This window comes from Acidithiobacillus albertensis (assembly GCF_001931655.1).
Classification (GTDB): Bacteria; Pseudomonadota; Gammaproteobacteria; order Acidithiobacillales; family Acidithiobacillaceae; genus Acidithiobacillus; species Acidithiobacillus thiooxidans.
Genome location: NZ_MOAD01000001.1, coordinates 2,790,355 through 2,800,235, shown reverse-complemented (window position 1 = coordinate 2,800,235; position 9,881 = coordinate 2,790,355). Strand labels below are relative to the sequence as shown.

Annotated in this window: 13 protein-coding genes; 6 read left to right on the top strand and 7 right to left on the bottom strand. The window is 54.7% G+C overall.

Translation table 11 applies throughout. From position 1 onward, the window contains the following. The first annotated feature begins 226 nt into the window (after positions 1-226). The gene (locus tag BLW97_RS14390) at positions 227-1,012 is read left to right on the top strand and encodes an SDR family oxidoreductase (RefSeq protein WP_031572681.1); all 786 of its coding nucleotides are present in this window, start codon (positions 227-229) and stop codon (positions 1,010-1,012) included. Positions 1,013-1,303: 291 nt separating this feature from the next. Here BLW97_RS14390 and BLW97_RS14385 read toward each other — a convergent pair whose 3' ends face one another. Beyond that, positions 1,304-2,038 carry a hypothetical protein gene (locus tag BLW97_RS14385; protein WP_031572679.1) on the bottom strand — a complete coding sequence of 245 codons (735 nt, stop codon included), beginning with the start codon at positions 2,036-2,038 and terminating at the stop codon, positions 1,304-1,306. Positions 2,039-2,124: 86 nt separating this feature from the next. Between BLW97_RS14385 and thiD the strand changes: the two genes are divergently transcribed. The 5 genes from thiD to BLW97_RS14360 are packed head-to-tail and all read left to right on the top strand — an operon-like array spanning position 2,125 to position 5,592. Further along, positions 2,125-2,940, top strand: a complete 816-nt coding sequence (gene thiD, locus BLW97_RS14380; RefSeq protein WP_010640452.1) for a bifunctional hydroxymethylpyrimidine kinase/phosphomethylpyrimidine kinase — start codon at positions 2,125-2,127, stop codon at positions 2,938-2,940. A gap of 1 nt (position 2,941) precedes the next feature. Continuing rightward, positions 2,942-3,610: a thiamine phosphate synthase gene (thiE, locus tag BLW97_RS14375; RefSeq protein ID WP_075323513.1), complete on the top strand. Its 669-nt coding sequence runs from the start codon at positions 2,942-2,944 to the stop codon at positions 3,608-3,610. A 2-nt stretch (positions 3,611-3,612) separates the two neighbouring features. Beyond that, complete coding sequence (gene hemL / locus BLW97_RS14370) at positions 3,613-4,905, top strand: glutamate-1-semialdehyde 2,1-aminomutase (RefSeq protein ID WP_075323512.1); 1,293 nt, start codon at positions 3,613-3,615, stop codon at positions 4,903-4,905. Beyond that, the gene (locus BLW97_RS14365; RefSeq protein WP_010640458.1) at positions 4,902-5,297 is read left to right on the top strand and encodes an HIT family protein; all 396 of its coding nucleotides are present in this window, start codon (positions 4,902-4,904) and stop codon (positions 5,295-5,297) included. Before hemL ends, BLW97_RS14365 begins: the two co-directional genes overlap by 4 nt. Before the next feature lie 7 nt (positions 5,298-5,304). Continuing rightward, positions 5,305-5,592 carry a ComEA family DNA-binding protein gene (locus BLW97_RS14360; protein ID WP_077218441.1) on the top strand — a complete coding sequence of 96 codons (288 nt, stop codon included), beginning with the start codon at positions 5,305-5,307 and terminating at the stop codon, positions 5,590-5,592. Positions 5,593-5,609: 17 nt separating this feature from the next. Here BLW97_RS14360 and rng read toward each other — a convergent pair whose 3' ends face one another. The 6 genes from rng to rsfS are packed head-to-tail and all read right to left on the bottom strand — an operon-like array spanning position 5,610 to position 9,867. Then, positions 5,610-7,100, bottom strand: a complete 1,491-nt coding sequence (gene rng / locus BLW97_RS14355) for a ribonuclease G (RefSeq protein WP_075323511.1) — start codon at positions 7,098-7,100, stop codon at positions 5,610-5,612. Beyond that, complete coding sequence (locus tag BLW97_RS14350) at positions 7,097-7,684, bottom strand: Maf family protein (protein WP_075323510.1); 588 nt, start codon at positions 7,682-7,684, stop codon at positions 7,097-7,099. Before BLW97_RS14350 ends, rng begins: the two co-directional genes overlap by 4 nt. Beyond that, a complete protein-coding gene (locus BLW97_RS14345) occupies positions 7,681-8,586 on the bottom strand; it encodes a hypothetical protein (RefSeq protein ID WP_075323509.1) in 906 nt (301 codons plus the stop codon). Before BLW97_RS14345 ends, BLW97_RS14350 begins: the two co-directional genes overlap by 4 nt. Beyond that, entirely contained in the window at positions 8,586-9,014 is a 429-nt protein-coding gene (locus BLW97_RS14340) for a hypothetical protein (protein WP_075323508.1), read from the bottom strand. The genes BLW97_RS14345 and BLW97_RS14340 overlap by 1 nt, the downstream gene beginning before the upstream one ends. A gap of 16 nt (positions 9,015-9,030) precedes the next feature. Continuing rightward, positions 9,031-9,504, bottom strand: coding sequence for a 23S rRNA (pseudouridine(1915)-N(3))-methyltransferase RlmH (gene rlmH / locus BLW97_RS14335; protein WP_075323507.1), 474 nt, complete (start codon positions 9,502-9,504; stop codon positions 9,031-9,033). A gap of 6 nt (positions 9,505-9,510) precedes the next feature. Continuing rightward, on the bottom strand, positions 9,511-9,867 hold the full coding sequence (gene rsfS / locus BLW97_RS14330) for a ribosome silencing factor (protein ID WP_010640473.1): 357 nt from the start codon (positions 9,865-9,867) through the stop codon (positions 9,511-9,513). Positions 9,868-9,881 lie beyond the last annotated feature (14 nt).

The following is a 9,881-nucleotide window of genomic DNA, read 5'->3' as shown; positions in this document are numbered from 1 at the left end:
TTTATCTATCCCTGTAAAGCTCAATATTAATAGTTTATCATCATGTTTTTTAAATGATTTATTTGTTTATTCTGTTTTATATGATTTATAAAGATATAATTAATTAACAGTGATAAAAATAATTTTTTATGATATTTTTAATAATAATTCATGATCCGATTTACATATGAAACAGGATAAGTCATTAACTGTGGTATCTCGCTGATCTTACAAAGGAAGAATTTTTATGGCGAAGGGATCTGTCGTAATTACCGGAGCGGGCAGTGGGATCGGACAGGCCTTGGCACTGGCTTATGCGGAACCGGACCGGCCGCTGTTACTCCTGGGGCGCAGTCTGCAGAACCTCGAAGCTACGGCGACTCTGGCGCGGTCCCGAGGTGCTATTGTGCGGGTGCTGAAAGTTGATGTGGGTGATGTGACAAGTCTGGATCTGGCCGCGTTAAATTTTTCGGATGAATTTGGTGAAATCAAGGTGTTGATTGCCAATGCAGGAATCAGTCATGGGACTCTGGCCAGAGAGCTGAATGATCGTCCGGTTTTTGCCGAAATCATCACCACCAATTTGCTCGGGATGGATAACACCTGTACGGCCTTTCTGCCTTATATGGCGCAGGGTGGGCGCATTGCCGGAATTGCCAGTGTCGCCGGGTTTCGCGGCCTGCCTGGAGCAGCTGCCTATTGTGCCTCCAAGGCGGGGGTGATTGCCTATCTGGAAAGTCTGCGACTGGAATTGAGGATTCAGGGTATCCGCGTCTGTTGTATCGCTCCAGGTTATATTGCCACCCCGATGACGGCAGCCAATCACTATCCCATGCCCTGGCTGATGGCTCCGGAGAAGGCGGCGCAGAGAATGCGCAGGGCCATCGACCGTGGTCAGGCCTGGCTGGTTGTGCCCTGGCAGATGGGGATAGTGGGAATGATTTTGCGGCACTTACCCATTGCTTTTTATGACCGCCTGTTTGCCCGGGTTGCAGGGAAGGCTCGGAAAAGCGGCTCTCCGAAAGGCGTTTGAGTTCTGTGCGGGCACTCTGAAACCGCAGCGGGATGAATAAGTTTTCCACAAAGTGTTTATAAGGAGCTTATGGCGCTTTGTTCTTAATATGCTTTCGGTATGTTTTTTAATATATTGTTTTTAATGTAAAAATAAATTTAAAAAGGGAGAAAAACCGTTTCAAAAATGTAACAGGCCTGAAAATTCGGGACTCTATGTTTTATATCCACAAAGTTATCCACAGAAAATACAGCACAATCTGACGAAAAAGCCCCCATGCGGGGGCTGACCTTTCTGGGGGATACAATTTGATCAGGCAGCTTGAAGTCGCGGCTTCACAAACCACATCTGGATCAGGCTCAGGAGCATTTCCAGCAAGGCAATTGGACAGGACAGTGCTCCACCAATCAGTACCAGCCAGACGAAAGCCGGATTCTGATGGGTCAGGAACCAGCCACTGAAATCCACGAGCATGGCAATAAAAGGAATTATAATTAATGGATATTTGATGCTGTTGGGGAAGCGCGATTTGCTGAATATCCAGCCAGCCACCCAAAAGATTACGCCGAGCATGGTCAGGTGAATCATACCGTTCAGCAGCATGGTACTGAGGCTCATGCCCGTATCGACCTTAGCCACGGTTTTGACGTCACCGTAAGTAACCAAAGGCGGGTTATGGAGGACCTTGGTCATGGCAACACTGTGACACTTCAAACAGTTTCCGGCGATCAAGGGTTTGATGGCCTGATTGTAATCCGCCTCGGTTTCGCCCGAAGCAATCCAGTGATTGACGGCGGCAACCATTTTCGGTTTATCAGCTGCCGACATCCCTGCGTAACCCATCATGCGCGGCAGGACGGTTTGCAGCGTGCTGGAACTGCGATTGCCATAATAATGTTCGGCAACAGCATGTACTGTAAGGCCATTATTACCACCTACTGTAACGTATACATAGGCTTCTGCGACCAAAAGGCCCAACCCCACCAGGAAAATAAATCCCGTATGGACCAGTTTTTCTGCTAGACTCAACTCCGGCAATTGCCGCATGTGGTTTTCCTCCATGAATGATGTCGTTAGGATAGGATTTGCGTGGCAAGTGAAAGCAATTTTCCTGCCGGATTTGAGGTTTGTCCATGCACAATATGTTAATGCCCGAACGCGCTGAAATACCTCCCGTTGTGCTCAGTATTGCCGGTTCCGACCCCAGTGCTGGCGCAGGCATACAGGCTGATCTGTTAACTTGTGCCCGTCTTGGTGTCCACGCCTGCACTGCCATTACTGCGCTGACCATTCAGGACTCAGTCAATGTTCGGCGTTTTAGTCTGGTGAACCCGGCGGAATGCCTGCAGCAGGCCCGGGTCATTCTGGATGATATTCCAGTACGGGTGATCAAGATCGGGATGTTGGGCTCCGCTGAGATGGTCAGAGCCTTGGCCGGACTCCTGGATGCTTACCCGCAGATTCCTGTGGTGCTGGACCCGATTCTGGCCGCTGGTGGAGGGACTTCCCTGGCGGGATCGGGATTGCTGGAGGCGATGCGCAGCGAACTTTTGCCAAAGGTCAGCATTATCACGCCCAACGGTCCTGAGGCGCTGGCTTTGACGGGTGCAGCAGACGTGCGGGCTGCCGCCGTCCTGCTCAATGCGCAGGGTGCCCAATGGGTTTTATTGTCCGGGGGGCATGGCGAAGGCCCGAGGCTGGAAAACCTGGTTTTTCAGGGGGGCATTTTGCGGCAGACTGTTATTCAGGAACGCCTCCCGCATCAATATCATGGTTCAGGCTGTACCCTGGCTTCAGCGGTTGCTGCGGGTCTGGCCAAGGGCCAGGCGGTGATGCAGGCTATAGAAGCGGCCCTGGCTTTCACCCATGACGCGCTGCTGCATGCCTATCCTCTGGGGAGTGGCCAGTTTTTCCCCAACCGTTTTTATCATCCTGAAAGCAGTTCATGAAATGCCTGTAAAAACACGCAAAGCCATTGCCGGTTTATATGCTATTACCGATCCGCACTGGATGCCGGAAGCGGTTTTCCTGGACAAAGCCGAAGCCGCTTTACGGGGTGGGGCAAGGATCCTGCAGTATCGGGATAAGGGCGACCCTTGGCAGGAACATGCGCGGCGACGGCGGCAGGCGGGTGCCTTGCGTGAACTTTGCACCCAGTATAGTGCGCTGTTTGTGGTGAATGATGACCCCGATCTGGTGAGAGCGGTTCAGGCTCCGGCTTTGCATGTCGGCGCAGAAGATGCGCCTTTGGCCGAGTTACGCCAGGCCTTTGGTCGTGATCTGTGCATTGGCGTATCCTGCTATGCTTCGCTGGATAAAGCCCGGGAAGCCGTGAAGGCAGGGGCGGATTATGTGGCTTTTGGTGCTTTTTTTGCCTCGCCGAGCAAGCCGCAGGCCCCTCGCGTAGATCTGCAGGTTTTGCGAAAGGCCCGAGCGGAACTGAATATTCCACTGGTCGCCATTGGCGGCATTACCGAGGATAATGGAGGAGCGCTGATTGCTGCAGGTGCTGATGCCCTGGCGGTGATTTCCGGGGTATTTGCATCGGAACAGGTGGAAGCGGCCGCTCGGCGCTTTGCGGTATTATTTGATCATCCCAGGAATATTCCCAAGGAGTAATGATGACCCAGACTTCTCACGATTTATTCAAGGCAGCCCGGCAGTGTATTCCCGGCGGTGTGAATTCTCCGGTACGGGCTTTTCGTGGTGTGGGCGGAGATCCCATCTTTATGGACCATTCCGAAGGCGCGTATTTTTGGGATGTGGAAGGCAAACGCTATATAGATTACGTAGGTTCGTGGGGGCCGATGATTCTCGGTCATAATCATCCTGAGGTCCGGGCCGCCGTTCATGCCCAGGTGGACAAGGGTTTGGGTTTTGGTGCCCCCACCGCTATTGAAGTGGACATGGCCGAAATGGTTTGCCGTCTGGTTCCGGGTATTGAGTTGCTGCGCATGACCTCCAGTGGCACCGAAGCGGTGATGTCGGCTATTCGCCTCGCCCGGGGTTATACCGGCCGGGATAAAATCATCAAGTTTGAGGGGAATTACCACGGCCATAGTGACAGTTTGTTGGTCAAGGCCGGTTCCGGCGCCCTGACCTTGGGGCAGCCCTCCAGTGCCGGGATCCCCCGGGAAGTCAGTCAGGATACCCTGGTCCTGCCTTACAACGATTTGTCTGCTGTAGAGCAAATGATGCAGCAATATGGTTTTGATGTGGCCACCATCATCGTCGAGCCGGTAGCGGGCAACATGGGTTGTGTGCCACCAGAGCCAGGTTTTCTGGAAGGCTTACGAGCGCTTTGTGACCAGTATGAAACGATCCTGATATTTGATGAAGTCATGACCGGTTTCCGGGTGGCGTTGGGAGGTGCCCAGAGCCTTTATGGGGTGCGCCCGGATTTGACGACTTTCGGGAAAATCATCGGCGGCGGATTGCCGGTGGGAGCACTGGGCGGTTCCAGGGAAATCATGGAATATCTGGCCCCTAACGGCCCGGTTTATCAGGCGGGGACCCTGTCGGGGAATCCGGTGGCGATGGCGGCGGGCCTAAAGACTTTGCAGTTGCTGAGCGAGCCGGGATTTCATGACAAACTGGCCGTGCAAACCCGAAAATTATGTGACGGACTGGCGGAGCGCGCCAAGGCTGCCTCTGTTCCGTTACAGATTAATCAGGTTCCGGCCATGTTTGGCTGGTTTTTCAGCGACGAACCTGTACGCGGGTTTGATGCGGTCATGCGTGCCGACAGCCAGCGCTATGCGCGTTTTTTTCATGGGCTTTTGGCGCAAGGCGTCTATCTGGCACCCAGTGCCTACGAAGCCGGGTTTGTTTCTGCGGCGCATGGTGATGCTGAAATCAAGGCCACCCTGGATGCTGCAGAATTGGTTTTGGCACAATTGAAGGAGGAAGCATGACCACTTTATTTACCCGTATTATCGCCGGCGAGATCCCTGCCCAGAAGCTGCTGGAAGACGAACATTATCTGGCTTTTCTGGATATCCGCCCAGTCCGTCCCGGACATACCCTGGTTATTCCCAAAAAGGAGCATGATTATATTTTCACCCTGGATGATCAGACCCTCGCCGGACTATTACCGTTTGCCAAACGCGTGGTTCCGGCGCTGGAAAAAGTCACCGGATGCAAACGGGTCGGGATTATGGTTGCCGGACTGGAAGTTCCCCATACCCATGTCCATTTGATTCCCATGAACGCTATTCCGGACCTGAATTTTGCCCATGCTACGGATACGCCGGCAGCGGAGCTGGCTGCCATGGGAGATCAGATTCGGGCGGCCTTACAGGGCTGAGGCTAGCATGCCGTCGTTGTGGCGCTATGTTTTGGTGCTGTTTCTGACAACTTTGCTGGGCGTCAACATGGCCTGGGGTAAAGGTAAAAACTGTCCACCCCAAGTGAATATCAATCAGGCCGGTATTGAACAGTTGCGTTGTTTGAAAGGTGTGGGAGAAAAGCGTGCTGCGGCCATTGTCGCTTTTCGCGAAGCACATGGTCCCTTTCCGGGACCGGCCGCCCTGGGTGCCGTATTAAGCGCGAAAATTATTGCCCGCCTGCGGCCACAGATTATCACGCAAGGTCCAGATTGAGGGGGTAGGATTAGTATTCACATCAAAATGATGTCGTACTGCTCCTGGGTATAGGTGGCTTCTGCCTGTACCTTGATGGGGCGGCCGATGAATTCCTCAAGCGCCGCAAGGCTGGTGCTTTCTTCGTCGAGCAGTTTTTCCATAACCATGGGTGAAGCCAATACGACAAAGCGCTCGGCAGGATAAGCCCGGCTTTCCCGGACAATTTCCCGCAGGATTTCGTAGCAGATGGTTTCTGCCGTTTTCAGAAAACCACGACCATGACAATAAGAGCAGGGTTCGCACAGGGTCTGGCGGAGGCTTTCGCGGGTGCGCTTGCGGGTCATTTCCACCAGGCCCAAGGCTGAAATCTGGGTAATATTGCAGCGGGTGCGGTCATTCTGAATGGCTTTTTCCAGGGCGCGCTGCACCCGTCTTTTGTGTTCTTCATCATCCATGTCGATGAAATCAATGATGATCATGCCGCCAATATTGCGCAGACGCATTTGTCGGGCAATGGCAGCGGCAGCTTCCAGATTGGTTTTGAAAATGGTGTCTTCCTGATTGCGGCGCCCGACAAATCCCCCGGTATTTACATCCACCGTTGTGAGGGCCTCGGTCTGGTCAATGATCAGGTAAGCGCCGGATTTGAGGGTGACCCGGCTTTGCAAGGCCCTTTCAATTTCATCTTCCACATTATAGAGATCAAAGAGGGGGCGCTCGCCGCTATAGTGCTCCATGCGGTCGGCGACTTCCGGAATGACGCGTTGGCAAAAACCCACTGCCGCCTCATAAGTCTCACGGGAATCAATGCGCACCTGCTCGATGTTGTCCGACATGACATCGCGCATCATGCGCATGGCGAGATTCAAATCACTGTGAATCTGGCAGGGCGCACTGCTGTTTTCCAACTGGCGGCGGATTGAACTCCACAGGCGGCGCAGAAAATCAATGTCCCCGACAAAGTCCTGATGTTCAACTCCTTCTGCCAGGGTACGGATGATGTAGCCACCGGCTTCATCAGCAGGAATGGCGGCTTTGAGTTCGTCCTTGAGCCGGGATCGTTCTTCCGGCGACTCAATGCGGGTGGAAACCCCGATACGGGGAACAAAGGGCATGTAGACAAGGTATCTTCCCGGCAAGGTAATCCGCGTTGTCAGCCGCGCGCCCTTACTGCCGACCGGATCCTTGATGACTTGGACCAGAACTTCCTGACCTTCGTGCAACAGGGTACAAACATTGCGGACTTCATGATGACCGGGGCGTGTTTCAATGTCGGTTTCGCCGTTCAGTTCCTCGCTGTCATCCTGAATGTCGGCGGCATGCAAAAAGGCGGTGCGATCCAGTCCGACATCGACGAAGGCGGCCTGCATGCCGGGTAATACCCGGCGCACGACGCCTTTGTATATATTCCCGACCAGTCCGCGATGGCCGCTGCGTTCTACCTGCAGTTCCTGGAGTACGCCGTTATCTACCAGGGCGACGCGGATTTCCTGGGGAGTGACATTGATGAGAAGTTCTTCGCTCATGTGGATCCTGAAAATGCGGGTGGCGGAAAGCCGCATTGAGATAAAAGCCGGGCTGTTTCAAAAAGGGGCAAGCCCATGACGCCACTGAACGAGCCCTGAAGATGTTCGACAAAAATCGCACCCAGGCCCTGTATGGCATAGGCCCCCGCCTTGTCTGCGGGTTCCCCGCTGGCCCAGTAATCCGCCATTTCCTGGGGGCTCATGTTGCGCAGGCGCACGGTGCTGCTGTGCAGGATTGCATCGACCTGTCCATCATGCAGCAGGGCAACTGCCGTATGGACCTGATGGTCTTTCCCGCCGAGTTTCGCGTACATGGCATAGGCGTCGGCAGCGTCGCGGGCCTTGCCAAATGCTTGTCCGGCCAGGGCAACCACCGTATCGGCGGCAAGAATCAGATTTTCTGGATGACTTCCGGCCAGGACCGTGGCTTTGCTGCGCGCCAGGCGCTGCGCCAGATGTTCCGGGCGTTCACCGGCCTGTGCGGTTTCATCGACATCCGCAACCTGCACCTGCGGGTCATAGCCCAGTTGCCGGAGCAGGGCCAGTCGCCGGGGAGAAGCCGATGCCAGAATCAGCTTGCTCACGAAGTGGGGCTGGCATTCACCAGAAGCAGCTCGGCGGTTCCCGCTGCCAGGCCGGACCCCGTCGCTAGGGCCAGAGACTGGTCGGGGACGCCATTACGCCGCAGATTGCGCAAAATGGCTTCGGCGCGCTGGGTGGCCGCATTGGCTCCCAGCGGCTGGGGCGCTACCCGCACCAGAATTTCATGGGCATTACTTTGTTTGAGAATGCGGGAAATAGCCTGCAAACGTTGTTCACCATCACTACTGAGGCGGTTATCGCTGCCAAAAAGACTATCGGCAGGCATGGAGACATGCACCCCATCGCTGGCGGCCTGCACCCGGGCATATACGGTCAAAGCCTTGCCATAAGCAGGCAGGCTCGTGGTGCTGGTAATGGCGGTACTGCTAGATAAGCCGTTTAGCGAATTTGGCGCTTGTTTTGCAAGGCTGGCGAGATGCTTTTCTTCAGCCTGTAGCATCTGTTTTTGTTGTTGAATTTCTGCCTGCAAATGTTGGGTTTGCGCGCCGGTCATGGTTTTGCTGGCCAATTGCTGGCGTAATTGCGCATATTCATTTTGCAGGGCCTGATGCTGCCTGGTCAGGGACTGCACCTGCTGTTGTAGCTTATTCAGGCTGGTCTGTTGATGAATAGATTGGCGCTGTTCCTGCAGGCCCGCCATCCGGGCGTCAAAAATGGCTTTGTCGACCTGAAATATTGCCGGATTGACCTGATCACGAGTCATCATTTGCAGGGATTCCTGCAAGGCCGATAAAGTAGCTGGCGGAATGGCTGGGCCGCTGCGCTGGGCATTGTGCAGGCGTTGCAGGGATTGTTGTAATACCCGGGTGGTTGCGACATCAGCACTGGCCAGCGCGGGAAATGACAACAACAGGGCGGCAGCAATCAGAGCGTGGGCGCGCATTATTGAGACTCCTTGGCGATTTGTGCCTTGGTGGCATCTATTTGCTGGTGGGTTGCGGCGATCTGGCTTTGCAGATTGGCGATCTGGCTCTGCAGGGCCTGACGCTGGCTGCTGCCGGGAGAGCTCTTGAGACGAACCTGAATATTATCCAGCAATACTTTCGCCAGCAGGGTCTCACGCTCTGCCAGGAGATAATCGCCCCGGGACTGCGCGGATTGAGCCGCTGTCAATGCGCTTTTAACCGGTGCCAGCTGGGCATCATTGACGGCGGGTGAAAGGGCCAGAATGTGCTCCCGCCCTGCCTGCACGGCAATGGCATCCGAACTGCTCTGCTGGGGGCTGACTTCCACCATTTGCGCACAGGCGCTCAGTCCGAGACTCAGGGTCAGGGCAATACTTATCCGGATGACTCCCGGTTTTATCCACATTTGCTTCACGTCAGCGTCACTCCTCTGCGCCACGATGATAAGGTAATCCGGCCTGAATGCTCCAGGCCCGATATAATTGTTCCGCTAAAACTACCCGCACAACAGGATGTGCCATGGTTAATGCCGACAGTGACCATTGCCAGTCAGCGTGTAGTTCGGGGTCCAGTCCATCCGGCCCGCCGATCCAGAAGGTGACGTCGCGGCCACCCAGAAACCAGGCATCCATCCGCTGCGCCAAGGCTTCACTGCTCAGAACTTTGCCACCCACTTCCAGAGCGACTTTCTCGGACCCTGCAGGCGTGGCACTGCGTATTCGCTCGCCTTCTTCACGCCGCCACCGGATCGGGTCGCCACTGCGCCCCCTTTTGGCCATTGGCAGGGCGCGCCATTCCACCCGACACTGCGGCGGCATTCTGGCTGCATATTCAGCGACACCGCTTTCCACCCAGGCCGGCATTTTGTTGCCGATGGCAAGAATCCGGAGCCGCATCAATAATCAGCGGCGTTCGTTTTGCCCACGCATCTGGGGAAGTTCTCCCCAGAGCCGTTCGAGCTGATAAAAATCGCGCACCTCAGGGCGCATGACGTGAACTACCACATCGCCGAGATCCACCAGTGCCCAATCACCCACGCTGAGCCCTTCTTTTCCTAGTGGCCGGACGCCCTCTTCGCGCATGCGGGCCATGACATGATCAGCCAGGGCCTTGAGATGACGGTCGGAGGTGCCGGAGGCAATAATCAGATAATCCGTAATGTCGGTCTGTTTACGGACGTCGATGGCTTTGATATCGAGGGCTTTGTGTTCATCAAGAACAGTCACAATAATGTCGCGGAGATTTTCTGCTGTCGCCAAGTGCAATAATCCTT

Excerpts from the sequence above, each read along its gene's own strand:
- BLW97_RS14390 (WP_031572681.1), top strand. The coding sequence starts at position 227 with ATGGCGAAGGGATCTGTCGTAATTACCGGAGCGGGCAGTGGGATCGGA.
- BLW97_RS14385 (WP_031572679.1), bottom strand. The coding sequence starts at position 2,038 with ATGCGGCAATTGCCGGAGTTGAGTCTAGCAGAAAAACTGGTCCATACG.
- thiD (WP_010640452.1), top strand. The coding sequence starts at position 2,125 with ATGCACAATATGTTAATGCCCGAACGCGCTGAAATACCTCCCGTTGTG.
- thiE (WP_075323513.1), top strand. The coding sequence starts at position 2,942 with ATGCCTGTAAAAACACGCAAAGCCATTGCCGGTTTATATGCTATTACC.
- hemL (WP_075323512.1), top strand. The coding sequence starts at position 3,613 with ATGACCCAGACTTCTCACGATTTATTCAAGGCAGCCCGGCAGTGTATT.
- BLW97_RS14365 (WP_010640458.1), top strand. The coding sequence starts at position 4,902 with ATGACCACTTTATTTACCCGTATTATCGCCGGCGAGATCCCTGCCCAG.
- BLW97_RS14360 (WP_077218441.1), top strand. The coding sequence starts at position 5,305 with ATGCCGTCGTTGTGGCGCTATGTTTTGGTGCTGTTTCTGACAACTTTG.
- rng (WP_075323511.1), bottom strand. The coding sequence starts at position 7,100 with ATGAGCGAAGAACTTCTCATCAATGTCACTCCCCAGGAAATCCGCGTC.
- BLW97_RS14345 (WP_075323509.1), bottom strand. The coding sequence starts at position 8,586 with ATGCGCGCCCACGCTCTGATTGCTGCCGCCCTGTTGTTGTCATTTCCC.
- BLW97_RS14340 (WP_075323508.1), bottom strand. The coding sequence starts at position 9,014 with ATGTGGATAAAACCGGGAGTCATCCGGATAAGTATTGCCCTGACCCTG.
- rlmH (WP_075323507.1), bottom strand. The coding sequence starts at position 9,504 with ATGCGGCTCCGGATTCTTGCCATCGGCAACAAAATGCCGGCCTGGGTG.